General features: G+C 64.6%; 26 protein-coding genes and 2 tRNA genes. 16 read left to right on the plus strand and 12 right to left on the minus strand.

The annotated features are described in order from the left end of the window. Nucleotides 1–95: 95 nt before the first annotated feature. A complete protein-coding gene (locus tag ACZ52D_RS12285; RefSeq protein WP_464441495.1) occupies nucleotides 96–959 on the minus strand; it encodes a helix-turn-helix domain-containing protein in 864 nt (287 codons plus the stop codon). 113 nt (nucleotides 960–1,072) lie between these two features. On the opposite strand from ACZ52D_RS12285, the gene ACZ52D_RS12290 reads away from it, so the two are divergent. Genes ACZ52D_RS12290 through ACZ52D_RS12300 form a run of 3 tightly spaced genes read left to right on the plus strand, consistent with a single transcriptional unit; the run spans nucleotide 1,073 to nucleotide 3,131 of the window. Next, nucleotides 1,073–1,279, plus strand: a complete 207-nt coding sequence (locus ACZ52D_RS12290) for a DUF2061 domain-containing protein (protein WP_369925320.1) — start codon at nucleotides 1,073–1,075, stop codon at nucleotides 1,277–1,279. Beyond that, on the plus strand, nucleotides 1,272–2,210 hold the full coding sequence (locus ACZ52D_RS12295) for a fatty acid desaturase (RefSeq protein ID WP_464441496.1): 939 nt from the start codon (nucleotides 1,272–1,274) through the stop codon (nucleotides 2,208–2,210). Before ACZ52D_RS12290 ends, ACZ52D_RS12295 begins: the two co-directional genes overlap by 8 nt. Before the next feature lie 18 nt (nucleotides 2,211–2,228). Next, nucleotides 2,229–3,131: an EamA family transporter gene (locus tag ACZ52D_RS12300; protein WP_464441497.1), complete on the plus strand. Its 903-nt coding sequence runs from the start codon at nucleotides 2,229–2,231 to the stop codon at nucleotides 3,129–3,131. A gap of 20 nt (nucleotides 3,132–3,151) precedes the next feature. Here ACZ52D_RS12300 and ACZ52D_RS12305 read toward each other — a convergent pair whose 3' ends face one another. Then, on the minus strand, nucleotides 3,152–3,883 hold the full coding sequence (locus ACZ52D_RS12305; RefSeq protein ID WP_464441498.1) for an NUDIX hydrolase: 732 nt from the start codon (nucleotides 3,881–3,883) through the stop codon (nucleotides 3,152–3,154). 251 nt (nucleotides 3,884–4,134) lie between these two features. Here ACZ52D_RS12305 and ACZ52D_RS12310 point away from each other — a divergent pair, with 251 nt between their 5' ends. From ACZ52D_RS12310 to ACZ52D_RS12330, 5 genes are all read left to right on the plus strand, one after another. Beyond that, a complete protein-coding gene (locus ACZ52D_RS12310; protein ID WP_222455786.1) occupies nucleotides 4,135–4,614 on the plus strand; it encodes an EF-hand domain-containing protein in 480 nt (159 codons plus the stop codon). A gap of 67 nt (nucleotides 4,615–4,681) precedes the next feature. Continuing rightward, complete coding sequence (locus ACZ52D_RS12315) at nucleotides 4,682–5,269, plus strand: RNA polymerase sigma factor (protein WP_464441499.1); 588 nt, start codon at nucleotides 4,682–4,684, stop codon at nucleotides 5,267–5,269. Then, entirely contained in the window at nucleotides 5,262–5,681 is a 420-nt protein-coding gene (locus tag ACZ52D_RS12320; protein WP_464441500.1) for a hypothetical protein, read from the plus strand. The genes ACZ52D_RS12315 and ACZ52D_RS12320 overlap by 8 nt, the downstream gene beginning before the upstream one ends. Further along, nucleotides 5,678–6,169, plus strand: a complete 492-nt coding sequence (locus ACZ52D_RS12325; RefSeq protein WP_464441501.1) for a periplasmic heavy metal sensor — start codon at nucleotides 5,678–5,680, stop codon at nucleotides 6,167–6,169. Before ACZ52D_RS12320 ends, ACZ52D_RS12325 begins: the two co-directional genes overlap by 4 nt. A 214-nt stretch (nucleotides 6,170–6,383) precedes the next feature. Further along, a complete protein-coding gene (locus tag ACZ52D_RS12330; RefSeq protein WP_464441502.1) occupies nucleotides 6,384–6,887 on the plus strand; it encodes a GAF domain-containing protein in 504 nt (167 codons plus the stop codon). Here ACZ52D_RS12330 and ACZ52D_RS12335 read toward each other — a convergent pair. Beyond that, the gene (locus tag ACZ52D_RS12335; RefSeq protein WP_464441503.1) at nucleotides 6,875–8,269 is read right to left on the minus strand and encodes a diguanylate cyclase; all 1,395 of its coding nucleotides are present in this window, start codon (nucleotides 8,267–8,269) and stop codon (nucleotides 6,875–6,877) included. The genes ACZ52D_RS12330 and ACZ52D_RS12335 overlap by 13 nt on opposite strands. Before the next feature lie 126 nt (nucleotides 8,270–8,395). Here ACZ52D_RS12335 and ACZ52D_RS12340 point away from each other — a divergent pair, with 126 nt between their 5' ends. From ACZ52D_RS12340 to ACZ52D_RS12360, 5 genes are all read left to right on the plus strand, one after another. After that, the gene (locus tag ACZ52D_RS12340) at nucleotides 8,396–8,680 is read left to right on the plus strand and encodes a DUF3572 domain-containing protein (protein WP_222455792.1); all 285 of its coding nucleotides are present in this window, start codon (nucleotides 8,396–8,398) and stop codon (nucleotides 8,678–8,680) included. Nucleotides 8,681–8,718: 38 nt separating this feature from the next. Next, nucleotides 8,719–9,408 carry an HAD family hydrolase gene (locus ACZ52D_RS12345; RefSeq protein WP_464441504.1) on the plus strand — a complete coding sequence of 230 codons (690 nt, stop codon included), beginning with the start codon at nucleotides 8,719–8,721 and terminating at the stop codon, nucleotides 9,406–9,408. A 202-nt stretch (nucleotides 9,409–9,610) separates the two neighbouring features. Beyond that, nucleotides 9,611–11,218 (plus strand): trimethylamine methyltransferase family protein, encoded by a 1,608-nt coding sequence (locus ACZ52D_RS12350; RefSeq protein WP_464441505.1) that lies wholly within the window; start codon nucleotides 9,611–9,613, stop codon nucleotides 11,216–11,218. A gap of 406 nt (nucleotides 11,219–11,624) precedes the next feature. Next, on the plus strand, nucleotides 11,625–12,212 hold the full coding sequence (locus ACZ52D_RS12355) for a heme NO-binding domain-containing protein (protein WP_222455795.1): 588 nt from the start codon (nucleotides 11,625–11,627) through the stop codon (nucleotides 12,210–12,212). Further along, nucleotides 12,209–13,279: a diguanylate cyclase domain-containing protein gene (locus ACZ52D_RS12360; protein WP_464441506.1), complete on the plus strand. Its 1,071-nt coding sequence runs from the start codon at nucleotides 12,209–12,211 to the stop codon at nucleotides 13,277–13,279. Before ACZ52D_RS12355 ends, ACZ52D_RS12360 begins: the two co-directional genes overlap by 4 nt. 249 nt (nucleotides 13,280–13,528) lie before the next feature. On the opposite strand, the gene ACZ52D_RS12365 is transcribed toward ACZ52D_RS12360, so the two are convergent. The 6 genes from ACZ52D_RS12365 to ACZ52D_RS12390 all read right to left on the minus strand — a co-directional run bounded on the left by ACZ52D_RS12365 (nucleotide 13,529) and on the right by ACZ52D_RS12390 (nucleotide 18,617). Further along, nucleotides 13,529–13,603, minus strand: a tRNA-Glu gene (locus ACZ52D_RS12365). Between the two features lie 168 nt (nucleotides 13,604–13,771). Continuing rightward, nucleotides 13,772–13,846, minus strand: a tRNA-Glu gene (locus ACZ52D_RS12370). A gap of 104 nt (nucleotides 13,847–13,950) precedes the next feature. Further along, nucleotides 13,951–15,690 carry a single-stranded-DNA-specific exonuclease RecJ gene (recJ, locus tag ACZ52D_RS12375; RefSeq protein ID WP_464441508.1) on the minus strand — a complete coding sequence of 580 codons (1,740 nt, stop codon included), beginning with the start codon at nucleotides 15,688–15,690 and terminating at the stop codon, nucleotides 13,951–13,953. Nucleotides 15,691–15,810: 120 nt separating this feature from the next. Continuing rightward, nucleotides 15,811–16,797 carry a class II fructose-bisphosphatase gene (gene glpX, locus ACZ52D_RS12380; RefSeq protein WP_222455798.1) on the minus strand — a complete coding sequence of 329 codons (987 nt, stop codon included), beginning with the start codon at nucleotides 16,795–16,797 and terminating at the stop codon, nucleotides 15,811–15,813. Nucleotides 16,798–16,951: 154 nt separating this feature from the next. Next, nucleotides 16,952–18,238 carry a homoserine dehydrogenase gene (locus tag ACZ52D_RS12385; protein WP_464441509.1) on the minus strand — a complete coding sequence of 429 codons (1,287 nt, stop codon included), beginning with the start codon at nucleotides 18,236–18,238 and terminating at the stop codon, nucleotides 16,952–16,954. 115 nt (nucleotides 18,239–18,353) lie between these two features. Beyond that, nucleotides 18,354–18,617 (minus strand): hypothetical protein, encoded by a 264-nt coding sequence (locus tag ACZ52D_RS12390; RefSeq protein ID WP_222455800.1) that lies wholly within the window; start codon nucleotides 18,615–18,617, stop codon nucleotides 18,354–18,356. 145 nt (nucleotides 18,618–18,762) lie between these two features. Here ACZ52D_RS12390 and ACZ52D_RS12395 point away from each other — a divergent pair, with 145 nt between their 5' ends. Next, a complete protein-coding gene (locus ACZ52D_RS12395) occupies nucleotides 18,763–19,350 on the plus strand; it encodes a TetR/AcrR family transcriptional regulator (protein ID WP_222455801.1) in 588 nt (195 codons plus the stop codon). A 43-nt stretch (nucleotides 19,351–19,393) separates the two neighbouring features. On the opposite strand, the gene ACZ52D_RS12400 is transcribed toward ACZ52D_RS12395, so the two are convergent. Both ACZ52D_RS12400 and ACZ52D_RS12405 read right to left on the minus strand, forming a co-directional pair. Further along, nucleotides 19,394–19,696 (minus strand): antibiotic biosynthesis monooxygenase family protein, encoded by a 303-nt coding sequence (locus tag ACZ52D_RS12400; RefSeq protein WP_369923981.1) that lies wholly within the window; start codon nucleotides 19,694–19,696, stop codon nucleotides 19,394–19,396. Nucleotides 19,697–19,798: 102 nt separating this feature from the next. Further along, nucleotides 19,799–20,710: a pirin family protein gene (locus ACZ52D_RS12405; RefSeq protein ID WP_464441510.1), complete on the minus strand. Its 912-nt coding sequence runs from the start codon at nucleotides 20,708–20,710 to the stop codon at nucleotides 19,799–19,801. 186 nt (nucleotides 20,711–20,896) lie between these two features. Between ACZ52D_RS12405 and ACZ52D_RS12410 the strand changes: the two genes are divergently transcribed. Further along, nucleotides 20,897–22,105: an adenylate/guanylate cyclase domain-containing protein gene (locus ACZ52D_RS12410; protein WP_369923982.1), complete on the plus strand. Its 1,209-nt coding sequence runs from the start codon at nucleotides 20,897–20,899 to the stop codon at nucleotides 22,103–22,105. A gap of 130 nt (nucleotides 22,106–22,235) precedes the next feature. Next, nucleotides 22,236–22,712, plus strand: coding sequence for a hypothetical protein (locus ACZ52D_RS12415; protein ID WP_464441511.1), 477 nt, complete (start codon nucleotides 22,236–22,238; stop codon nucleotides 22,710–22,712). Nucleotides 22,713–22,752: 40 nt separating this feature from the next. On the opposite strand, the gene ACZ52D_RS12420 is transcribed toward ACZ52D_RS12415, so the two are convergent. Continuing rightward, on the minus strand, nucleotides 22,753–23,367 hold the full coding sequence (locus ACZ52D_RS12420) for a TadE/TadG family type IV pilus assembly protein (RefSeq protein ID WP_464441512.1): 615 nt from the start codon (nucleotides 23,365–23,367) through the stop codon (nucleotides 22,753–22,755). Between the last annotated feature and the right edge of the window lie 6 nt (nucleotides 23,368–23,373).

Raw genomic sequence — 23,373 nt, forward strand, 5'->3', positions numbered from 1 at the left:
TGGAGGAGCTGTCAGGGCCAGGTCCGTCTGCCGACGCCTCGGCCGACAGATCCGACACTCAGGCCATTGGGGTGCAGACCGGTCGGTTCGCAGGGTTAGCCGCCAATGGCTGCCCGCAACGCCCTGAGCCGACCGGGCAGTTGCCGGGCGGTGATGTCGGCCTCCCGCACCAGATTGTCAAAATGGCTGGTAAAGGTGCTGACCCGCTCCCTGTCGCGAAAGGCCAGATAATGCGTACCCGCATAGAACACGCAGAGGAGCGGGCCGAAGATGGTGATCGGCGAGGAATACAGCCGCTTGGCGTCAAATAGGTAGATGCGCAGGCGCGGGTATAGCTGTTCGCACAGGCGTTCGAACTGGCAGAGCTGCTCCAGCCGGATGTCCAGCGGCAGCCCTTCGTAATACCCGACCGCATGGGCAAAGCTGTCCAGCTCGTACAGCGGCATCGCGATTTCGTAGTCCGATGGCGACTGCCGCATCCAGGCCAACCTGTCCTCGGAGGCGCCGATGGCTTGGTCGGCGGTCCGCCCCAGATGTGGTGCGTATTCCCACTCCAGAAGGGTGCGTGTCTTCAGCATGTCGGGCAGGGCGGCGGGCACATGGCGGATCTTGTATCCAAGCGCCTCCTGATGCCATTCAAAGATGCGCTCATCCACCAGTGCGCGCGGGGCTTCGGACAGGCTCAGGCTGGAAGCCAGAAGTTCTGCCGCGCTTTCAGGGCGATCCGACAGGCTGAGCAGCCAATCCGCCGAAACCCCGAGTGCCGCGGCGCAGGCACCGACGACGTGCGCATTGGGCAGCCGCGCGCCTGCATCGCTCAGCAGTTGCGAAATGGTGGACCGATCCACCCCGGTTGCGCGTGCGAGTGCGCTTTGGCTGAGACCGCTGTCCTGCAAAGCGCGGTTCAGTCGCTGGCGAAACTGTGCGGCGCGCAGGCGTTTGTCGACTATTTCCTGCATCTATTGATAAATATCACAGTTGTCTCTTTTTGTTAACTACATTCGGAATTCTGCACATAAGGGCTGCGCCTTATCCTTTTCCTGCAAAACCAACATCGAAAGCAGGAGGACACATGGAGACGCGTAGCCGATCAGTGGTGAAGGCGCTTTTGTGGAATGCCATCGGGCTGGCGGTAATGACGCTGGCCGGGTTTGCCGTGACGGGGTCGCTGCGACAGGGCGGTGGGCTTGCGTTACTGAACACCTCCATCGGCTTTGCCACCTACCTGGCTTACGAGCGCGCCTGGGCCCGGGTTGCATGGGGGCGGCGCGATGGCTGACCCGGTTCGCGGTATCCGTACCAAACGGCCCGCCGACTATCTGCCAAGCGGGGTGGAGTGGGGCACGCTGGCGCTGATCTTGTTCTGTTATGCGGCTTGGCTGGCCGCGCTCTGGCTGCTGCCCGAGGTCAGCCTTCTGCCGGCCGTTCTGGCGCTGGGCGGTCTCAGCGCGCTGCATTCATCGCTCAGTCATGAGGCGCTGCATGGCCATCCCTTCCGCCGAGCCTGGCTCAACGAGGCGCTGATGTTCCTGCCGCTCAGCGTGGCGGTCCCCTACGGGCGGTTTCGCGATACCCATCTTGCACATCACAGGGACGAACGGCTCACCGATCCGTATGACGACCCGGAGAGCAATTTTCAGGACCCGCAGGTCTGGGCGCGTCTACCGCGTTGGTGGCGCTACCTGCTGCAGGTCAACAACACGTTGCTGGGACGCGTGACACTCGGACCGCTGATCGGTCAGGTTCGTTTCATGGCATCGGACTGGCGGCTGATCCGAGCGGGGCAGCCGGGTGTACTGCGTGACTGGATCCTGCATGGCGTTGGGCTGGTCGGCGTCCTGGGCGTGGTCTGGCTGTCACCCGCCCCCATGTGGGTGGCCTTGGCGGGCGCCTATCTGGGGCTGGGGCTGCTGAAGATCCGGACCTTCCTGGAGCATCGCGCCCACGAAGTCGTGCATGGTCGCTGCGTGGTGATCGAGGATCGAGGGCCGCTGGCCTTCCTGTTCCTGAACAACAACCTGCATCTGGTCCATCACATGTATCCGGGCGTGCCCTGGTACGCGCTGCCGCGGCTCTACCGGGCCGAGCGGCGGCGGTTCCTGCGGGCCAACGGCGGTTATGTCTACCGCAGCTACGCCGAGGTCTTCCGCCGCTTCCTGCTGCGCGCCAAGGACCCGGTGCCGCATCCGCTCTGGTCGCCGCGGGATTAATCGCCCATAAGCAGGCTCATGATAGCCTGGATACCCGTCTCGATTGCCGCGGCCGCGTTTCAAACCGTGCGCTTCATGCTGCAGAAGATCCTCAGCAGTGTCACCCTGTCGCCGGGCGGAGCAACGTTTGCGCGCTTTGTCTACTCGGCCCCTTTCATTCTATGTGGGCTGGCGGTCTACCTGGGGATCAGCGGCACCGCCTTGCCTGCATTGGGGCTGCTGTTCTGGGCCTTTGTGGTGTTCGGCGGTACCGCGCAGATCCTGGCCACGATCTGCACGGTGGCCTTGTTCAAACAGCGCAATTTCGCCGTCGGCATCACCTTCACCAAGACCGAAGTCGTTCAGACCGCACTTGTTGGCCTCGTGGTGCTGGGCGATCCGGTCAGCCTGTGGGGCTGGGTGGCCATCCTGATCGGGTTGGGCGGCGTCCTGGTGTTGTCGCGGGCGCCTGATGCTGTCGGCGCGTGGTGGCGTCATCTGACACATCGCGCGGCGCTGCTGGGGCTGGCTTCGGGCGTGCTGTTTGCCTGTTCCGCCGTCAGCTACCGCGGCGCATCCTTGCAGCTACCGGAACTGGAGCCTGCCGTGCGCGCAGCGGTCACGTTGGCAGCCGTGGTCAGCCTTCAGACCGTGCTGATGGTCGCCTGGCTGGGGCTGCGGCAGCCGGGTGAGATCGCCCGTGTATGGGCGGCGCGACGCGTCGCGGTCTGGGTCGGCCTGACCAGCATGGCGGGCTCATTTTGCTGGTTCTGGGCCTTCAGCTTGCAGAACGCAGCCTATGTCAAGGCGGTGGGCCAGGTGGAGTTGCTGCTGTCGCTGCTCGCCTCGGTGCTGTTTTTCAAGGAAACCGTCACCCGACGCGAGATGCTGGGGATGGCGCTGCTGGTGCTGTCGATCCTTGCGCTGGTGCTGGCTGGGTAACCAACGCAGCGCGGTTGGGATCAGCCATCCGCCGGCATCGGGTAGCCTTTCAGGCGCAGAAACAGGCTGGCCTCATCGTGGTTCTGAAAGAATGGAACGCTGCCGGGCGGTTCGGCGTCCCGGATCCGCGCGGTGACTTCAGCCAGAACCACCTCGGTGATGAAGGGCAGATCGAAACTGCGGACGGCGCTCAGCGGGATCCACTGGAGATGGGACAGCTCGTCCGATGCGCGTGAGAAGTCATCTAGATCACCGTTGATCTGATCGGCATCCACCAGGAAGAAACGGGCATCGAACCGACGCGGCCGGCCCGGAGGTGTCAACGCGCGAAACACGAATTGCATGGCCCGCGCCGAGGGCAGATGGCCAGTGGCCGCGAAGCTGTGCCAATCCGGAGGCACCTCGCCGGGCCAGGTGCCGGGCTCCCCCAGGATCAGACCGGTTTCCTCCCACAGCTCGCGCACGGCGGCGACCGCGAGGGCGTGTTGCACATCCGACGGCGCATGGTCGCACAACCGCTGGCGGCAGAGGTCCGGCAGTGGCGAGGCCAGCGGAACCTGTTGGTCCGCGAGATCCACAGCGCCGCCGGGAAAGACGAACTTGTTGGGCATGAAGGCCGCTTTGGCGCCGCGTTGCCCCATCAGCACCTGTGGGTCATCCCCCATGCGGCCACGAACTGCGATGACGGTTGCGGCGTTGCGGATGGCTGTCTTGTCGGTGGTTGTCTGTCCGTAGGGAGCGCGGTCGGTCATGTTTGGTTTTTCTTTCTGTCTGCCGGGCGGCACGCGAGCGGCCCTTGCCTTGGCGCCGACGGTAGCGCGAAGCGGTGCGCCAGCCAATCGTGAAATCCGCCCTTCGCCGCGCTGCATGGCCGGGGTTAACCCCCGGGCGTTGGGCGGTGAAAATCGCAGGCGGAATTTTTTTCGACGGAACGGCGAAGCTGCGGCGTTTTTCTTGGGCATCGGGCAGCACGGAGCTGCCGATCGGACAAGGAGAAGATGACATGAAACACAACACGTTCATCGCCGCGATTGTAGCCGTCGCCTGCGCCACCGCTTCCGGGGTGGCCTTGGCCAAGGGCGGGCCTCACCACGGGCCGAAGATGTCATTTGAAGAACTCGATGCAGATGGCAGCGGTGAGGTCACCCAGGCCGAGTTGCAGGCGCACAAACAGGCTCGCTTTGCCTCCGCGGATGCCAATGGTGACGGCCTTCTGTCGCTGGACGAACTGCAGGCGCAGGCCAGCGCCAAGGCCGCAGAGCGCGCGGCGCGGATGCTGGAACGCTTTGACAAGAACGGCGATGGCAGTTTGAGTGAGGGCGAGATGCCGAAGCCGCGCGATGGCGCCCGTATGTTCGAGCGTATGGACCGTGATGGAAGCGGGGGCATCTCGAAACAGGAGTTTGAGGAAGCCCGGATGCATCGCGGTGGCAAGCATCGTCACGCGCCGGGGGCTGACGGGACCAAGACGGAGCAGAACTGATCGCTGACCAGTGCTGGACAAGGCGCAAACACAAGGGCGCCGGACCCCATCTCGGGGGCCGGCAGCCATGACGGCGGCGGATGCGAGCGACGAGCTTTCGGACGATGCGCTTTTGCGGCTCTATGCCAACGGCGACCGGCGCGCGGCGGCGGAGCTGACGACGCGTCTGGCGCCGCGGGTCTACGGGGTCGCGATGCGGGTGATGAACAGCCATGCCGAGGCCGAGGACGTCACGCAGGAGGCGATGCTGCGGCTGTGGAAGATGGCACCCGACTGGCAGCCCGGAGCGGCGAAAGTCTCGACCTGGCTTTACCGGGTGGCGATGAACCTGTGCATCGACCGCAAGCGGCGCGCCCGTGGCGGGCATGTGGACCTTGATGCGGTGCCGGAACCGCCGGACCAGGGGCAGTCTGCGGCTGAACAGATGCAGGAGACGGCGCGACAGGACGCGTTGCAGGGGGCGCTGATGAGGTTGCCGGAACGACAACGCCAGGCGGTGGTGCTGCGGCACCTGGAGGAACTCTCCAACCCGGAGATCGCCGCCATCATGGAAATCACTGTTGAGGCGGTGGAAAGTCTCACCGCCCGCGGTAAGAGGGCGCTTGCTGCGGCACTGGCCGGGCGGCGCGCAGAATTGGGGTATAGCGATGGCTGACATGGACAAGGCAGACCCGAACACACACGGGCGGGAGGACCCGGCCGATCTCGCGCATGTGGATGAGCTGTTCGCCACGGCACGTGCCGCCCGTCCGGCGCTTCCAGCGCATCTGGCCGCGGCCATCCTTGACGATGCGGCTGCGCAGCAACCCGATGGCCCGGTCGCCGCGTTGGCGCCGCGAAATGCGCGTGGAGGTCTTGGGCGCTGGCGGCAATTGTTGAATGCGGTCGGTGGTTGGCCTGCATTCGGCGGTTTTGCCATGGCCAGTGCGGCGGGCCTGTGGCTGGGGTTGTCGCCGCCGTCCTTCATCCCCGATCCGGTGGCCTTGGCGGGATTGGACGCCGACAGCCAGGGGATGCCCTTCGACGGATATGAAATGGCCATGGTGCTGAGCGAGGATATGCAATGAGCGAACAGGACGGGGCCCCGAAAAACGGTGCCAGAACCGGAATGCGCCGCTGGGTGAAACTGCTGCTGGCAGCGTCGCTGGCGCTGAACCTTGCGGTGATTGGCCTCGCCGCGGGGGCGGCACTGCGTCATGCCGGACAAAAGAAGAATTGGCACCGGCCACCAGACGTGGGGGCGATGATCTTTCGTGAACTGGACCGGGACACCCGCAGGAAGCTGCGGCAAGAGGCCGGTGGTCCGCACGGTAGCTATGTGCAGCGCCGTCATGCCGAGGCTGAGCGGGTGATTGCGATCCTGCGCAAGGACACCTTTGATGCGGAGGCGTTGCTGGCGGAACTGCGGCAACAGGCGGACGCCCGGCATGATTTTCATCTGAAGCTCCAGAACGCCTGGGTGCGCAAGCTCGCGGAGATGGCGCCGAAGGAGCGGCAGGACTTCGCTGATCGGGTGGCGGAACGCTTTGCCCGCGGGGCCGCAAAGCGGCCCTGACAATCGCAGGAAACTGTTTCGCGCTCTCTGTCAGGGGTTGTTGCGAGCGCCGCTGAAACCCCTTTGAATTGCAAATTGTCGCCTAATGCCCGTAACTTACACGTTGCCAAGTTTCGCCGCCCTGTGACAGGGTTGTCTGGTGGCCGCTCAGGTCACGGCTGCGGGGCTGGAGAGGGGGCCTGCGGTGCTTTGAGGCTGAAGGAGGAGCGCAGACATGTCAGGAGCCGATAATAGCGCGGCCGGTGCGGTCGAGACCGTAGAGGCCATCGCCCGCCGCGAGGATTTGACGTCATCAGACAAGCTGAAAGAGCTGCTGGTATTCGGCAACACCTTCTTCAAGACATCGTCAGGGCTGGTCAGCCGCGTCGAGGACAGCCGCTACACCGTCATGCACTGTGCGTCGCATGAGGTGGAGGTTGAACCCGGGACAGAGTTTGCACTGGAAGAGACCTACTGCAGCCACACGCTGAAGGCCGCCGGGCCGGTCGCCTTCCACCGCGCCGGCACGTCGGAGATTTCGGGACATCCCTGTTACGATATGTTCCAGCTGGAAACCTATGTCGGGGCCCCTGTCGTGATAGACGGGGCGACCTGGGGCACGGTGAACTTCACGGCGATCGAGGCGCGAGATCCGTTCGCACCAGAAGATCTCGAGGTCATGGCGGCCCTCAGCACTGCCGTGGGGCAAACGCTGGCGTCAGCCGATCACGCGGCCTGAATGCAGCCGGTCGGCAAGGTGACCTGGTTGCGCCCTGCATTCTTGGCATTGTAGAGCGCCTGATCTGCCTTTTCGATCAGCGTGGCGGCGTTGAGATCCTGTCCCCCGCCGCCCATCACAGCACCAATGCTGATGGTAACCCGCACCGGCTGGGCGGAACCGGGTACCTGAAAGGGTTTGCTGTTGATGGCGTTGCACAGCGCGATGGCAGCCATGCCGGCCTCTGCCTCGGTGGCTCCGGGCAACACCGCCATGAATTCCTCGCCGCCGACCCGGGCCAGCAGGTCTGCCGGGCGCAGGACGGCTTGCATGCGTCGGGCGGCCTCAATCAGCACCGCGTCGCCAGCGGGGTGGCCGTAGAGATCGTTGATCCTTTTGAAATGGTCGAGATCGGCGAGCATGACGGCGAATTTTTCGCCGCTCACGGCTGCGGCCTGGGTGGTTCGATCCAGGAACGGGCGGGCGTAACGTCGATTGTGCAGGCCCGTCATCGGATCCTGCACTGCGGCCCGCAGCCCGTTCCGGACGCTGTCGCGCAAGCGGTCCTGGTGTATCTTCTGACGCAGTTGGGCGGTCAGGCGCAGCTCCAGTTCGGCCACGTCGAATCCGTGTTGCAGCACGTCATGCGCCCCGCGGTCGAGGGCTTCGGCAGCCAGCTCTGCATCACCGGGGTTCGGTATCGCGATGACGACAGATTTTCGGGTTGCCGCACGGGCGCGCAGATCGGCCAGAAGCCGCAGCCCGGCGCTCGCGGATTGCTCGGTCAGCTCGATGATGATGGCATCCGCGACCGGCGCCTGCATAAGCCCCTGAATGTCGCTGATCGCATGGGTACGCAAGCCAAAGGGCAGGCAGGTCGCCAATTGGTCACGCCAGGTTTTGGCTGCGCGCGGATCCTGTGCCACCAGCGCGACGGTCGGTTGTTGCAGCTCCTCGCTGTTGCTTCGGTCGCTGAGGGGCAACATGAACCCATGAGACGCGTCGCGCTGCAGGTTCAGCTCCTCGGAGGCCGAGCGCGCGCGAAGCAGACTGCGGATGCGGGCTTGCAGGATCACGTTGTTCACTGGTTGCTGCAAGACGTCATCAATCCCTGCAGCCAGCGCGGCCAGTCGGGCTTGCGGTCCCTCGGTGTCGCTCACCGCGATCAGCGGCAGGTCGGCGAGGCTCTCGTCGTTGGACAACTCGCGCTTAACGTCAGCCGCAGTCCCATCGGGCAGCGACTTGGCGGAAAGCACCAGGTCGGGGCGATGCTGGCGAATGGCGGGCAGCACCTCGGCAAGGCTGCCAGCCTGAACCACATCGTAATAGGCGGCCGCCAGCTGCACCTTCAGCATGATGCGGTTGGTGGAGACGCCGTCGATGACCAGGATCGTTCCTTGCACGCGGTATCCTTTCGCCCCTTGCAAATCCTATGACTGGAAGTTTTGCTGAGACTGGTTAAGAAACCCTTTCGTATTTTTACTAAATTGGCCGCAATGCGGCGGGAAGGCGGGGCAAAAGTGGAGAATATGCGGTTTTCCGCTGACGCGGCGGAGACGCTGGCGCTGAAGGTTTTGGGCTGGCTGGCAGGCAATGATGAGCTTTTGCCGGTGTTTCTGGGCGCCACCGGCGCCAGCGAGGCGGATCTGCGGGCTCGGGCGACAGAACCTGAATTCCTGGGCTCGGTGCTCGATTTCTTAACGATGGACGACAATTGGGTGATGCAGTTCTGCGATGGGGCCGGTCTGCCCTATGAGGCGCCGATGATGGCGCGGATGGCGCTGCCGGGCGGTGCGCAGGTGAACTGGACCTGATAGGCTCGCCTGCGAATCCGCAGCTGCAAGGACCTGTCATGCCAATTGAAGCCCTCCTGTTCGACAAGGACGGAACCCTGTTCGATTTCGCGGCCACCTGGAACGGTTGGGCCGCGGCAGTTCTGGACCGGCTCTCCGGCGGCAACGCCCAGCGGCTGCAGATGATGGCAGCGGAAATCAGCTATGATCTGGACCGCAAGGCATTCAACCCGGACAGTCTCGTGATCGCGGGCAGCAATGACGAGGTTGCCGCGGTGCTGGCGCCGTTCGTCGATGACATGGATGCCGCGGCGCTGGCAGACTACCTGGCCGAAAGTGCTGCCGCGGCGGAACTGGCTCCGGCTGTGCCGCTAGCAGCCTTTCTCGACGGCCTCAGGACGCGTGGTCTGGTGCTGGGGGTGATGACCAACGATGCCGAAGTCTCGGCCGTCAGCCAGCTGCGGCGGGCGGGGGTGCTGGACCGGTTTGCCTTCGTGGCGGGCTGCGACAGCGGCCACGGCGCGAAACCGGATCCGGCGCCGCTTCTGGCCTTCTGCGCCGCAACTGGCGTGGCCCCGGAACGGACGGCGATGGTGGGCGACAGCTTGCATGACCTGGCGGCTGGGGCGGCGGCAGGAATGCAGCGGATCGGCGTTTTGACCGGTATGGCGCTGCAAGCGGAGCTGGCACCGCATGCCGATGTGGTGCTGCCCGACATTGGTCATATCCCGTCCTGGCTGGACCGTTGACGCGCCACTGATTCCCGATCGGTCGGTGTCGGAAGAGACGCGTTGGGTCGATTACTGGGCACTTATGTACAGAAAATGCCAAATCCGCCCCGTAATGTCCCGAAAGCGACATGTGCGAGTCGGGTTTGGACAGGTCCGGACCACCCGTGCTGGCACATTTAAGCTCTAGGCCGGGAGTTGAACGCGCGGCAGGGAGGTTGAAATGGCAGATGCAGTGGCAGGCAACGGGCACGGTGCGGGCTCGTCCGAGCGGTCGACGAGACGATCCGCGGGACGGCGTGGGGGTGGTCGCGCCGGAGCGGCCGCGCGCCGCGGCAGCGCGGTGCTGGAGCAGATGCCATGGCAGATCCCTGTCAACATCGACCGCCCCACTGAACCGTTGAGCGCGGAGGGCGTGCAGGCCATCCACGAGGGGGCCATGCGCATCCTGGAAGACATCGGCGTCGTCTTCCTGAATTCCGAGGCGCTGGACATCTTCCGCGAGGCGGGGATGCGGGTGGAGGGCGAGCTGGTCCGCATGGACCGGGACTTCGTGATGGAGATGCTGGCCAAGGCGCCCAGCGAGTTCACGATTACGCCGCGCAATCCGGACCGGACGATTCCCTTGGGCGGCAACCACATGCTGTTCGGCAATGTCTCCTCGCCGCCGAACTACTGGGACATGTCGCTGAACCGCAAACTGCCGGGGACCCGCGAAAACTGCCAGAACCTGCTCAAGCTGACCCAGTATTTCAACTGCATCCACTTTGCCGGTGGCTACCCGGTGGAACCGGTGGAGATCCATGCCTCGGTGCGCCATCTCGATGTGCTCTATGACAAGCTGACGCTGACCGACAAGGCAATGCACGCCTACAGCCTGGGCAAGGAGCGGGTCGAGGATGTGATGGAAATGGTGCGTATCGCGGGCGGGCTCAGCCATGAGGAGTTCGAGTCCAGGCCGCATATGTACACCAACATCAACTCCACCTCGCCGCTGAAACACGACCAGCCGATGATCGACGGCTGCCTGCGGCTGGCGCGGCGGGGGCAGGCGATCGTGGTGTCGCCCTTCACGCTGGCAGGGGCGATGGCGCCGGTCACCCTGGCGGGGGCGGTGGCGCAGTCGCTGGCCGAAAGCCTCTGCGCGATTGCGCTGTTCCAATACGTCCGCCCCGGCACGCCCTGCGTGATCGGCACCTTTACTTCCAACGTCGACATGAAATCCGGTGCGCCTGCTTTTGGCACCCCGGAATACATGCGCGCGACCCAGATGACCGGCCAGATGGCGCGTTTTTACGGGCTGCCGATGCGCTCCTCCGGCGTCTGCGCCGCCAACGTGCCGGACGGGCAGGCGGTCTGGGAGACCTCCAATTCCCTCTGGGCGTCGGTGCAGTCGGGCACCAACATGGTCTACCACGCAGCCGGCTGGCTGGAGGGCGGGCTGATCGCCAGCCCCGAGAAATTCATCATGGACTGCGAGATCCTGCAGCAGATCCAGCGCTACATGCAGCCGCAGCTGTCTGCGACTGACCCACAGGACATTGCGCTGGATGCCATCCGCGAGGTCGGCCATGACGGGCATTTCTTCGGCATTCAGCACACTCAGGACCGGTATGCCGAGGCCTTCTATCAGCCGTTCCTGAGCGACTGGCGCAACTATGAGGCCTGGGAAAAGGCGGGCTCAGTCTGGACTGCGGAGCGGGCGCATAAGCTGTTCCACCAGATCATTGGCGAATTCGAACCGCCGCCGATGGACGTGGCGATCCGAGAGGAGTTGGCGGATTTTGTCGCCCGCCGCAAGGCTGAGGGCGGCGCGCCGACGGACTTCTGATCTTGTAGCGCGCGCCAACGATACCTTCGCATTCCGTCCAGTGCCCTGAAGCGCAAGAGGAAAACCGCTGATCCGCAGAACAGGCGGCGCAGTCGGCTTGCCCTGCCGCAGCGGCCGGTTCAGTTAAGTCTCCATGAGCAGCCGAGAGTCGGTACTGGCCCGACTGCGTTCATCAAGGTCGATGAAACGCAATTGATTGGTCAGACTGGCTGTCGACGGATTATGGTAGCGTTGCGCAGGCCGCCGCCACAGCGGCCTGCAGGGTGTCTGGCAAGGGTGCAGAGTACGTGCGAAGGGTAACGGGCAAAGTGCAGGTGAAGCCGGTGTGCTGTGTGATCGGGCTTTGTTGGGGCTTTCTTAACCGGAAGCCTGCAAGACTGGGGCATAGGCAAGGAGAGGCCATTGCATGCACGGTCTGATCAATAGAGCGATTCAGGCATTTGTGACCACGACCTACGGCAAGGCGCGGTGGGAGAAGGTCATGGAGGAAGCCGAGCTCGGTTTTACCGAGTTCGAGGCGATGCTGGTCTATTCAGAAGAGCAGTCCAGTCGGATGCTCACCGCGATGGAAAAAGTGCTGGCGCGGCCTCTGCCGGAAATTCTCGAGGATATGGGCACGTTCCTGGTCTCCAACCCGCAGGTTGAAGCCCTGCGCAGGTTGTTGCGATTCGGTGGCGTCAACTACGTGGAATTCCTGCATTCATTGGATGATTTGCCGGACCGGGCCCGATTGGCGGTGTCGGACTTGCATTTGCCGGCCCTGGAACTGGTTGAACAGGCGCCGGAGCAATTCGAGCTGATCTGCCAGCCTGGCCTGCCCGGATATGGCCACGTACTGATGGGCGTCTTGCGCGCGATGGCCGACGACTACGGGGATCTGGTGTTCCTGGACCACAGTGGCCGCCAGGGCGGCGCCGAGGTGATTTCGATTACCTTGGTGGTCACCAAATTCGCCGAAGGACGCGAATTTGATCTGGGGGCGCATTCTCTATGATGTCATTTGAGCAGCTCACGCAGATGGCCGGGGTCATCTGTCCGATGTACGTCATCATCGACGCCAAGGGCCGCATCATGTCTGCCGGTCCGACGCTGCGAAAATTGCGCCCGGACCTGACGTGGAAGGGCCGCCGGTTCTTCCGTCTCTTCGACCTGTCACGGCCCCGCTCGGTCCGCTCTGTCGCGGATCTGCACCGCACGGCTGGCAGCAAGCTGCACCTGCAATTCCGCGATGCGCCGCAAACCGGGCTGAAGGGGGTGTGTGCACCGCTGCCGGATGGGCAGGGAGCCTTCATCAACCTCTCTTTTGGCATTTCGGTGCTCGAGGCCGTGCGGGACTACGACCTGACCAGCGCCGATTTCTCACCGACGGATCTGACCATTGAGATGCTTTACCTGGTCGAGGCAAAGTCGGCCGCCATGGAGGCGTCCCGTCAGCTGAACACCCGCCTGCAAGGCGCGATGATTGCCGCCGAAGAACAAGCCTTTACCGACACGTTGACCGGGCTGAAAAACCGCCGGGCGATGGACCACGTGCTCGCGCGCCTCATCAATGGCGGTCGTGAATTTGCGCTGATGCACTTGGATCTGGATTTCTTCAAGCAGGTGAATGACACCTATGGTCATGCCGCCGGGGATGCGGTGCTCCAGCAGGCCGCCCGCATCATGGTGGAGTGTACCCGCGAATCGGACACGGTGGCGCGGGTTGGTGGCGATGAATTTGTGATGATACTCGAAGGGGTTCTGGACCGCTCCCGGCTCGAATCCATTGCGAAGCGACTGATCGCGCGGCTGGAGGAGCCGGTCATCTACGGTGGCCACCAGTGCCGGATTTCCGCCAGTGCGGGTACAACGCTGTCAACCGGGCAGTCGAAACCGGATGCGGCGGAGCTGTTGAACCAGGCCGATCTGGCGCTCTACGCGGCCAAGCGGGCCGGGCGGGCGCAGCACTGTTTCTACCGCGAAGGGTTGGAAAAGGAAGAGATGGGGCCGGTGACCGCTGCCAATGGCGCCTCGCTCTCCTCACCCAACGGTGCCACGGCTGAGGACGGTTCCGCGGCCTGATGAGAATGGCGTCGTGCCCCGCACGACAGCCGCGTTGAGAGCTCTTTCCTGCTTCCGAAAGGTTCGCCGCCCGCGGGCTGACCGCATCGGGCTGTGCCGCGGTTGCTCGCGCATGTGGTTGCTGTTTCCAGTGAAGACCTTCTGGAGGCCCCTGATCGCACAGCGACAGTGTCGCGAGATGCGCGGAGTCGGCATGTGCCAGCAAACACTATCGCTTGCTTGCGTCTGTTCGAATTTAAGAGGGAAAAGTGGCAGCCCGTAGGGGAATCGAACCCCTCTTTCCAGGTTGAAAACCTGGCGTCCTAACCGATAGACGAACGGGCCACTCTGTCTGTGAGGGGTGTTTACTGATTGCGCTGGTCGGGCGCAAGAGGATTTTTGCCGGAATGGGAAGTTTTTTTGCGATGGCCGGGGTGGGCGTAATTCATTGGGCAAAAACGAAAAAAACGCACCAAAGCGGCGCGTTTCGGGGTCGTGATCTTTGCGGAAAAGTGGCAGCCCGTAGGGGAATCGAACCCCTCTTTCCAGGTTGAAAACCTGGCGTCCTAACCGATAGACGAACGGGCCACTCTGTGTGTGAGCGGGTGTTTAGTGGTAACCGCCAATCGCCGCAAGAGAAAAAATACGCTTTTGTGAAATTTCTTATCCACAGGCGGTAAGCCCCTGATAAATCAGGCTTCCGAGGCATCCTCCAGGCGCAGCTGGGGGCTCTGCCGACCGCCCCAGGTGTTCACTTCCAGCCGACCGGCGAAGTGGAACCGTGCGCCGCCATGCTCCAGCAGCCGCGGACCGAGCGCCGTGTCGAAAGCACCAAAGCAGATCGCGTCGATACCACCGCCCATCCCGTCGCTGAGCGACAGTTTCAGATGGCTTTCACCCACCCGTTTGGCAAAGCGCACTTGCAGGTCCGGCAGCGCATAGCGCGGGGCTGGCGCGCCCGCGCCATAGGGACCGGCTTGCTCGATTTGCTCGATGAGCTCGACCGTCGCGGCACCGGGCATCAGGGCACCGTCGAGTTTCAGATCCGCGGGGCCACCTTGGCCGGCGCCCTGTTTCTCCAGCAACTCGCTCAGCCGTGCCATGGCCGGCTCCAGCTTGTCGCGCATCACCGTCAGCCCCGCCGCCATCTTGTGGCCGCCGCCCTTGACCAGCAGCCCCTCGGCCGCCAGCCGCTGGATCGAGGCCCCGAGATCGATGCCAGAGACAGACCGCCCCGAGCCTTTGCCCTCGTCCCCGTCGAAGCCGATGACGATGGCTGGGCGGTTGGCGGCTTCCTTCAGGCGCGAAGCGACGATGCCGACCACGCCTGGGTGCCAGCCTTCGCCCGCGGCCCAGACCAAGGGCGCGTCCAGCCCGCGCGCCTCGGCCTGCTCCAGCGCGGCGGCGCGGACAGCGTTCTCGATGTCGCGGCGTTCGGTGTTCAGTTGATCCAGCCTTTCGGCGAGGGCGGCCGCCTCATGCGGGTTGTCGGTCGACAGCAGTCGCGCGCCGAGGTCCGCCTTGCCGATCCGTCCACCGGCATTGACCCGCGGTCCGAGCAGAAACCCAAGGTGATACGTGGAGGGGGCCGAATCCATGCGGCTGACATCCGACAAGGCCACCAGGCCGGGACGGCGGCGGGCGGCCATCACTTTCAGTCCTTGCCGGACCAGCGCGCGGTTGGCTCCGATCAGCGGTGCCACATCGGCCACCGTTGCCAGCGCGACCAGGTCCAGCAGCGCCATCAGATCCGGCCCCTTGGCCCCCGCCTCGCGCAGCTGGCGACCTGCCTCAACCAGCATCAGGAACACCACGCCGGCGGCACAGAAATAGCCTAGATCGCCGTCTTCGTCCTGCCGGTTTGGGTTCACCACCGCCACGCAGTCGGGCAGGGTCTCGCCGCCCAGGTGGTGGTCCAGAACAATCACGTCGGCGCCCTTGGCTGCGGCGATCGGCTCATGGCTGAGGGTGCCGCAGTCGACGCAGATGATGAGGTCATGGGCGGCGGCCAGCTGCTGCATGGCGGGCACGTTGGGGCCATAGCCCTCGTCGATGCGGTCGGGGATATAAAGCGTCGCCTCCAGCCCCATCTGCCGCAGCCACACCAGCAGCAGCGCGGCAGAGCTGCCGCCGTCGACGTCGTAGTCGGCAAAGACCGCAATCCGCTCGCGGCGCCGCACCGCGCTCAGAAACCGCGTCGCGGCTGCTTCCATGTCTTTCATGTCGCGCGGGTCGGGCAGCAGCTCTTTCAATTTCGGCTCGAGGAACGCCTGCGCCTCCATTGTCGGTACGCCGCGTCGCGCCAGCACCTGGCAGACCGAGCGGGGCAGGCCGGTCTGCTGCGCCATCATCTCCGATGCGCGGTCAACCTCGATGCCGGGCCCGACCCAGCGCCGCCCGCTAAGGGATTTCTCAACACCCAGAAAGCTCATCATCTGTCCCCATCTGCCGAATGCGCAAAGGCCGGACCCAAACGGACCCGGCCCTTTCATCTTTCTTCAAATACTCCCGCCGGAGGCTGCGGCGCAAGCCGCTTCCCTCGGCGAAACCGCTCAGCCCTGGTGCGGCGCCAGCGGCGTGCGGTAGGACATGCGCCGGACCGAGCCGGTTTTCGAGCGCATCAGCAGCGTGGTGGTCTCCACCCAACCCGGGGTGCGCTTGATCGAGGGCAGCAGCGAGCCGCCGGTGACGCCGGTGGCGGCAAAGATCACGTCCTGGGTCACCATCTCGTCGCGCGAATAGGTGCGGTCCAGATCGGTGATGCCGGCCTTTGCGGCGCGTGCTTTTTCATCGTCGTTGCGGAACAGGAGGCGGCCGAAGATCTGCCCGCCCATGCATTTCAGAGCCGCGGCTGCCAGCACGCCCTCGGGTGCGCCGCCCTGGCCCATGTACATGTCGATACCGGTGATCTCGGACTCGGCGCAGTGCATGACACCGGCGACGTCACCGTCGGTGATCAGGCGGATGGCGGCGCCGGTTTCACGCACTTCGGCGATCATTGCCTCGTGGCGGGGGCGCTCCAGGATGCAGACGGTGATGTCGGAGGGCGCGCAGCCCTTGGCCTTTGCCAGCGCCTCGACGCGCTCGCGCGGGGACATTTCCAGCGACACCACGCCTTCGGGGTAGCCGGGGCCGATGGCCAGCTTGTCCATGTAGGTGTCCGGGGCGTGCAGCATCGAGCCGCGCGGGCCCATGGCGATCACGGTCAGCGCGTTCGGCATGTCCTTGGCGGTCAGCGTGGTGCCTTCCAGCGGGTCGAGCGCGATATCGACGCCGGGGCCGTTGCCGGTGCCGACTTCCTCACCGATGTACAGCATCGGGGCTTCGTCGCGCTCGCCTTCGCCGATCACGACGACGCCTGCAATATCCAGCAGGTTCAGCTGCTCGCGCATGGCGTTGACGGCGGCCTGGTCGGCGGCCTTCTCGTCGCCGCGGCCGATCAGCGAGGCCGAGGCCAGGGCAGCCTGCTCGGCGACGCGGGCGAGGCCCAGCGAAAGCATGCGGTCATGGAAGGGCGCGTCAGAGGTGTTCGTGGTCATACCGGAAATCCTGTCTCAACGGGAATGAAATGAAAGGGCGTTGCAAGCCGAATAGCGCGGGGCGGGGGCGGCTCGCAAGGGCGATGGCGGTCGGGACGGCGGGATTGCCCCGCCGCAGGCCGAAAAAATGCCGTTTGCTGCCGGTTTCGGCGGCTCAGACCTCTTCGATGCGCAGCGCCACCGGGCTGCCGTCGACCACATCGGTGGCGGTCAGCCCCTCCAGTGCGATGTCCAGCGTGGCGCGGGTGCATTTGTGGGTCACGATCAGCACCGGGGCCACCGGCGCGGAGTGGCCGTACTGGCGCATCCGGTCGATCGACACGCCGGCCTCACCCAGGATCGAGGCGACCTTGGCCAGCGCGCCGGGTTTGTCCAGCAGCCCCATGCGCAGATAGAAGGGGGCGGGCAGGCCAGTCTGGGCCGGTGCCAGCTCTGCCAGGGTGGTGGCGGGCTGGCCGAAGGTGGAGATCCGCAGGCCGCGCGCCAGGTCGAGGATATCTCCCATCACCGCACTGGCGGTTGGGCCTTCACCGGCCCCGGGGCCGCGCAGCACCACCTGCTCGATCGAGTCGCCCTCGATCACCACCATGTTGGTGCCGCCTTCCAGCTGCCCCAACGGCGAGTTTTCCGGCACGAGGCAAGGCGACATGCGCTGCTCCAGTCCGCGGGCGGTGCGCTGCGCCACGCCCAGCAGCTTGATGCGGTAGCCCATGTCGGCGGCCGCCTGAATGTCCTCCAGCTGGATGCGCTGGATGCCTTCCAGTTCCACATTGCTGAAATCCGGGCGGCTGCCAAAGGCGATCGAAGCCAGCAGCGCCAGCTTGTGGCCCGCGTCGATGCCGCCCACGTCGAGGTTCGGGTCCGCCTCGAGGTAGCCGAGGCGGCCGCATTCCTCGAACAGGGCGTTGTAGCCCTGGCCGGTGGCCTGCATCTGGGTCAGGATATAGTTGCAGGTGCCGTTCATCACGCCCATGACGCGGGTGATCTCATTGCCGGCCAGCCCCTCGGTCAGCGATTTGATGACCGGGATGCCGCCGGCGACAGCCGCCTCGAAACGGATCACCCGGCCTGCGCTCTCGGCCTGTTCAGCCAGCGCCTGACCGTGGATCGCCAGCAGCGCCTTGTTGGCGGTGACCACGTCCTTGCCCGCGGCCAGCGCCGCCTCGGTCGCGGCCTTGGCAGCCCCTTCATGGCCGCCCATCAGCTCGACGAAAACATCGACATCGTCGCGCCGCGCCAGCGCCACCGGGTCGGTCTCCCAGGCGTAGTCCTTCAGCGAAACACCGCGGTCCTTGGCCGCATCCCGGGCCGACACCGCCGAGATCACCACCGGGCGTCCGGTGCGCGCCTCCAGCAGCGCGGCATGGCGGCGGACAATCTTGACCACGCCGATGCCAACCGTGCCCAAACCTGCAATCCCAAGGCGAAGCGGTTCTGTCATAGCTGGAGGTCCTTTGTTCCGAAACGTTCAGCCCCGCCTTAGCGGGTTCGGCGCGAGCGTGCAACGCCGACCGAAACACGCGCCCGGTCGCAAGGGCGCAGAGGGAAGCAGAAGATCAGAATTCCGCGTTGCGCAGGGCCTCGGCCCGTCGCTGCAATCGCGCTGCGCGCGCATCAAGCTGCTGCTCGAGTTCCTCATTGGCGACTGCGGGTGAGGCCAGGGGTTCTAGCGTCCGGTCCAACGGCAGCAATTTGGGGTAGGGCGCGTTGCGCAGGTCCGGTGTCAGGCGGTCTTCGAGCTCGGGGACACGGGTGCAGGCAGCCATGGCCGCCGCGGTGATCAATGCCAGATATACCGTGATCCGCGCCCGTGTTCGCATCGTCGTTCCCCTGTTGCCGAGGCTGGTTCTAGGGGGTCGCAGGCATCTGCACAATTGTTTTCAACCTGCAACAGGTTGATGCGGCCCGTGCACGAGGCGCGAATCCCTCTTTTTATTGAACATGCGTTCAGTTATTGTCGGTTGCATGGCACGTACTCAGGGTTCCCACTCCGGCATCACCGGCCCCAAGATCCACAACGCGGCGCTGCGGTTGTTTGCGCAGCACGGCTATGCTGCGGTGTCGATGCGCCAGATCGCGCGCGAGGTGGGCGTGCAGGCCGGTGCGCTCTACAATTATACGCCAGACAAGCAAAGCCTGTTGTTCCGGTTGATGGCTGGCCACATGGAAGAATTGCAGGCCGCCTGGGATGCGGTGCCCCGGGCCGACAGCGCGATGGACCGGCTGCGGGCGTTTACCGGGTTTCACATCCGCTTTCACCTCCAGCGTCCGGATGCCGTCTTCATCGCCTATATGGAGCTGCGCAACCTCACGGCAGAGAATTTCACCCGCATTGAAACGCTGCGGCGGAATTACGAGAACGGTGTCGAGGGAATCCTGAAAGAAGGTGTCGAGCAGGGCGTGTTCGACATCGCCGATACCAAGATCGCCACGCTTGCGGTGATCGCGATGCTGAACGGGGTGAACACCTGGTATCGCTCGGAAGGTCGCCTGACCCTGGACGAGGTGGAGCGGGTCTACTGGGATATGGTGCGCAAGGCGGTCAGCGCCTGAAACTGGCGGGCTGGCCCGCCATTGGCAAAGGCGCTGCGCGGTTTCAGCTGAGCAGTCCGATCATGTCATAATGCTCGATCTCACGGCTCAGAACCATCGGATCTTCTTCCGGCAGCACATGTGGTTGCTCCCAGTCCTCACCGGCAAAGGCCTGCAGTGCGGCGACGCTCTCCCAGACCATCACAACGCAGAAGGTGGCAGGGGAGTCCGCCCTCGGCAGCCCGGCCGTGATGGAAACCAACCCCGGCTGGCGGCGCACATGCGGCACGGCGGTCTTGGTCAGAAACTCCTGAAACGCCTTGATCTTGTCGTCGCGAACGGTCGCGCGGAAAACGCGGATGATCATGTCTTCCCCCTCCAGATTGCTGAACAGGCGGAAGTATAGCACATCCCGAAGCGCTTTTGGCGGTGCCCCCTGCGAGAGAGGCACCACCGCCGATCTGCGCGATCAATGGGCCGGGCGGATGAACGTGCCGTTGCGCAGTTCCTTGAACGCCTGGTGTAATTCGGCCTGGGTGTTCATCACGATCGGCCCATGCCAGGCCACCGGTTCATTGATCGGCGCGCCGGAAATCAGCAAGAAACGCACGCCCTGTGGACCCGCCTGCACGGTGATCTCGTCACCCGTGCCAAACCGGATCAGGGTCCGGTCCCCTGACATGTCGCGGATGTTGACCTCCTGACCTGCCACTTCCTTTTCCAGCAGCACCCCTTGCGGCGCGGAGGCATCCGCAAAGGCGGCCTCGCCCTCGAATACATAGGCGAAAGCCCGGCGGTAGGTGTCTATCGGCAGGGTCTTTTTCACTCCGGCGGGGATGAACACGTCGAGATACTGCGGATCGGCGGCAATGCCGTCCACCGGCCCGCGTTTGCCCCAGAATTCGCCCACGATCACTTTGACGCGGGTGCCGTCGTCGTCGATGATCTCCGGGATCTCGCCGCCCTTCACGTCCTGATAGCGCGGTGCGGTCATCTTCTGGCTGGCGGGCAGGTTGCCCCACAGCTGGAAGCCGTGCATCTGGCCCTTGGTATTTCCGGTCGGCATCTCCTGGTGCAGAATGCCCGATCCGGCCGTCATCCACTGCACGTCTCCGGCCCCGAGTGTTCCGACATTGCCCAGCGAGTCGCCATGCTCCACCGAGCCGGCCAGAACATAGGTAATGGTTTCGATGCCGCGATGCGGGTGCCACGGGAAGCCACGCAGAAAATCCTCGGGCCGGTCGTTGCGGAAATCGTCGAACAGCAGGAAGGGATCCAGCTCGGACGGGTCCTGAAAGCCGAAGGCACGGTGCAACTTCACGCCAGCCCCTTCGGTATGAGGCTGTGCGGCGCGGGTCTCAAGAATAGGTCTGAGCGACATGGGCTGTCTCCGGTTGTCGGTTGCTGGATCACAGATAACTTCCCCGCTGGCCTGGAAAACCCCAGATCGGGCACGGAGGCTGTGCAGCCGTGAACAGCTTGGGGCTTCCGTGGTCTCGGCATGTGACCGGGCCATGCAGGTGAATAGTCGTTGCCAGCAGGCCGGTGCAGGGCGTAAATTGGCGGCATGGCCGATATGCCTGCCCCCCTGTGCAAACTGCCACCAGACCGATTGGAGCCCGCGCTGCGACTGGTCACCTACATGCTCGGCGAAGCGCGGGAGGCCTCTGATGCCGACAACGTGCTGACACGGGTGGCGGCGATGATCCGGGACGCAGGCGTACCCTTGCATCGTGCCAGTTCCATCGTGCCCCTCCTGCATGCCGAAGCGGTGGCCAGCGCCCGGTTCTGGGAGCATGGCAAGGGCGCTCGCAGCCATTTGTTTCCGTTCCAGATCGGCTCCTCGTCCGGCTATGCGCAATCGCCGGCCGCCGAGGTGCACAAGACCGGAAAATGGGTGGCTTTGTGGTTGCCCAAGACCCCCGATGATCGCTACGGCATCGTGCCCGAGCTGAAGGCCGATGGCTACGTCCACTACCTGATGGCCCCGATTTTCATGCGCAGCGGCATGGCCGGAACCTTCAGTTTCGCAACCCGTCGCGCCGCCGGTTTTTCGGCCGCGGACATCGCCTTCCTGCGCGCGGTGTTCCCCGCGCTGTCCGCCTGCCAGGAAATCCTTGCCACCGCCCGCGCCATGCAGGAGGTGCTGCGCATCTATGTCGGGGAAGAGCCGCAGCAGCGGATCCTCTCCGGTGACGTGCATCGCGGCCAGGTCACGCACATCCGGTCCGCGGTCCTGTTTTCCGACATGCGACGGTTCACCGAACTGACCGCCGAGATGACGGCGGAAGAGGCCACGGGCCTGCTGAACACCTACTACGACTGCGTGGTGCCACCGATCGAAACCGCAGGCGGCGAAGTGTTGAAATTTGTCGGCGACGGTATTCTGGCGGTGTTTCGGACCGAGGATGGCGATGCCTTTACATGCGGTCAGGCGCTGGCGGCGGCACGCGCGGCGCTGGCGCGGGTAGAGGCGCGGCGCGACGCGCCCCGTTTCAAGGTCGGGATCGCGCTGCACTTTGGCGAGGTCGGTTTTGGCAACGTCGGCTCGGGCATGCGGCTGGACTACACAGTGGTCGGGCGCGACGTGAATCTCGCGTCACGTCTGGCGGGTCTCTGCAGTGCCCTCGGGGAGCCCTTGCTGGTCTCGGAGGAGTTCTGCCGACGGGCTGCCCCCCTGGGACGGTTGATCAGCCGTTCGCTGGGGCGTCAGCGCCTGAAAGGCCTGCGTGCACCGCAGGAGGTCTTTGCCGTGGCGCAATCCGGCTGGGCCTGAGGGTCGCCGTGCGCCCCTGTCCTGCGCCAGGCGCAACACTTGCCGATCCGGGCAGCGCCTGGCGCTCGCTGGGGCTGTTCCTCGGCGTCCGTCCGGTCTATTCCCTGCGCATGAACATGGGGAGCAGGTGATGAGCGAAAACGTATTGGCAACAATCAAGGCATCGGCCCCGCGCCGGGTCATGGGCACGGCGATGCTGGCGGCAACCGGCTGCATCCTTGTCTATGTGGCGTTCGCCGCGCCGCCATCCCCGGTCTGGCTGGTGTTTCTGCTGGTGGTTGGCAGCGCCGCGCTGTGGCTGGCGGTCCGGCTTTGGCAGGCCACGACCCATCATATCGAACTGACCGAAGACGCGCTGCGGTGCTCTGACGGTCAGATCATCGCCCCGGTGTCCGAGATCGAGGCGATAGATCGCGGCTTTTTCGCCTTCAAGCCGTCGAACGGTTTTCTGATCCGCACCCGCACTCCTGCCGCGCGCAGCTGGCTTCCGGGGCTGTGGTGGCGCTGGGGGCGGCGGATTGGCATCGGTGGCGTGACGCCCGGCCAGCAGGGCAAGGCAATGTCGGAAATCCTGGCGGCGATGCTGGTGCAGCGCGACCACCGCTGAGACGGCCGGTGCCGCGATAAAAGCCAATTGGGGCGGCGCGTCAGTCGGTGCCGCCGGTGCCGTCATCGTGGCCACCACCACCGCTGGCGCTGCCCTCGAAGGCAACCAGAGGTGCAAAGCGCGGTCGGGTAAACACGAAGTTGTCCAGATCCAGCGTCGGCAAGCCCACGTCAAACGCGGGCTGCATTTCGTTGAAGGTCTCCACCAGAATGACCCGCTCCTGGTCCGGCATCGACGGCAGCTTGTGCGCGACCGTATTGATCGTGGCGTCGGTCCAGGTGATGTCCGACGTGCCGCGCACCTCGGACCAGTCGACGTAATACTTGGCGTCAGCGTCATCCCAGCGGATCACCGACACCCGCAGCCCCAGTTGCGAATCCTGCCGGATCAGCAGCTTGGTCATCTCGTACATGCTGTTGAGATAGGCATCGTTGATCGCCGTGGTCTCACGCGAGATCAGGTCCGAGATGGTATAGGCCGCCTTGAGATTGACGCTGTCGCGGCGGAAGGCGTCGAAGAAGGTGTAGATTGCCGCGAACATGCCGAGCAGCAGCGGCATGTAGATGACGAACTCCACCGAGACGCTGCCATTCGTATCGTTGCGCAAGCGGCGCAGGGCGCGGCCGAGATGGGTCCGGGACAGGGCTGTCAGCATGGTGGC

It is taken from the genome of Leisingera sp. S2M4, from assembly GCF_055398055.1.

Coding starts and splice junctions, on each gene's coding strand:
- ACZ52D_RS12300 (WP_464441497.1), top strand. CDS start 2,229: ATGATAGCCTGGATACCCGTCTCGATTGCCGCGGCCGCGTTTCAAACC.
- ACZ52D_RS12320 (WP_464441500.1), top strand. CDS start 5,262: ATGGCTGACATGGACAAGGCAGACCCGAACACACACGGGCGGGAGGAC.
- ACZ52D_RS12295 (WP_464441496.1), top strand. CDS start 1,272: ATGGCTGACCCGGTTCGCGGTATCCGTACCAAACGGCCCGCCGACTAT.
- ACZ52D_RS12290 (WP_369925320.1), top strand. CDS start 1,073: ATGGAGACGCGTAGCCGATCAGTGGTGAAGGCGCTTTTGTGGAATGCC.
- ACZ52D_RS12390 (WP_222455800.1), bottom strand. CDS start 18,617: ATGCGAACACGGGCGCGGATCACGGTATATCTGGCATTGATCACCGCG.
- ACZ52D_RS12355 (WP_222455795.1), top strand. CDS start 11,625: ATGCACGGTCTGATCAATAGAGCGATTCAGGCATTTGTGACCACGACC.
- ACZ52D_RS12360 (WP_464441506.1), top strand. CDS start 12,209: ATGATGTCATTTGAGCAGCTCACGCAGATGGCCGGGGTCATCTGTCCG.
- ACZ52D_RS12305 (WP_464441498.1), bottom strand. CDS start 3,883: ATGACCGACCGCGCTCCCTACGGACAGACAACCACCGACAAGACAGCC.
- ACZ52D_RS12395 (WP_222455801.1), top strand. CDS start 18,763: ATGGCACGTACTCAGGGTTCCCACTCCGGCATCACCGGCCCCAAGATC.
- ACZ52D_RS12315 (WP_464441499.1), top strand. CDS start 4,682: ATGACGGCGGCGGATGCGAGCGACGAGCTTTCGGACGATGCGCTTTTG.
- ACZ52D_RS12330 (WP_464441502.1), top strand. CDS start 6,384: ATGTCAGGAGCCGATAATAGCGCGGCCGGTGCGGTCGAGACCGTAGAG.
- ACZ52D_RS12405 (WP_464441510.1), bottom strand. CDS start 20,710: ATGTCGCTCAGACCTATTCTTGAGACCCGCGCCGCACAGCCTCATACC.
- ACZ52D_RS12420 (WP_464441512.1), bottom strand. CDS start 23,367: ATGCTGACAGCCCTGTCCCGGACCCATCTCGGCCGCGCCCTGCGCCGC.
- ACZ52D_RS12385 (WP_464441509.1), bottom strand. CDS start 18,238: ATGACAGAACCGCTTCGCCTTGGGATTGCAGGTTTGGGCACGGTTGGC.
- recJ (WP_464441508.1), bottom strand. CDS start 15,690: ATGAGCTTTCTGGGTGTTGAGAAATCCCTTAGCGGGCGGCGCTGGGTC.
- ACZ52D_RS12340 (WP_222455792.1), top strand. CDS start 8,396: ATGCGGTTTTCCGCTGACGCGGCGGAGACGCTGGCGCTGAAGGTTTTG.
- ACZ52D_RS12400 (WP_369923981.1), bottom strand. CDS start 19,696: ATGATCATCCGCGTTTTCCGCGCGACCGTTCGCGACGACAAGATCAAG.
- ACZ52D_RS12410 (WP_369923982.1), top strand. CDS start 20,897: ATGGCCGATATGCCTGCCCCCCTGTGCAAACTGCCACCAGACCGATTG.
- ACZ52D_RS12415 (WP_464441511.1), top strand. CDS start 22,236: ATGAGCGAAAACGTATTGGCAACAATCAAGGCATCGGCCCCGCGCCGG.
- ACZ52D_RS12350 (WP_464441505.1), top strand. CDS start 9,611: ATGGCAGATGCAGTGGCAGGCAACGGGCACGGTGCGGGCTCGTCCGAG.
- ACZ52D_RS12285 (WP_464441495.1), bottom strand. CDS start 959: ATGCAGGAAATAGTCGACAAACGCCTGCGCGCCGCACAGTTTCGCCAG.
- ACZ52D_RS12310 (WP_222455786.1), top strand. CDS start 4,135: ATGAAACACAACACGTTCATCGCCGCGATTGTAGCCGTCGCCTGCGCC.
- ACZ52D_RS12325 (WP_464441501.1), top strand. CDS start 5,678: ATGAGCGAACAGGACGGGGCCCCGAAAAACGGTGCCAGAACCGGAATG.
- ACZ52D_RS12345 (WP_464441504.1), top strand. CDS start 8,719: ATGCCAATTGAAGCCCTCCTGTTCGACAAGGACGGAACCCTGTTCGAT.
- glpX (WP_222455798.1), bottom strand. CDS start 16,797: ATGACCACGAACACCTCTGACGCGCCCTTCCATGACCGCATGCTTTCG.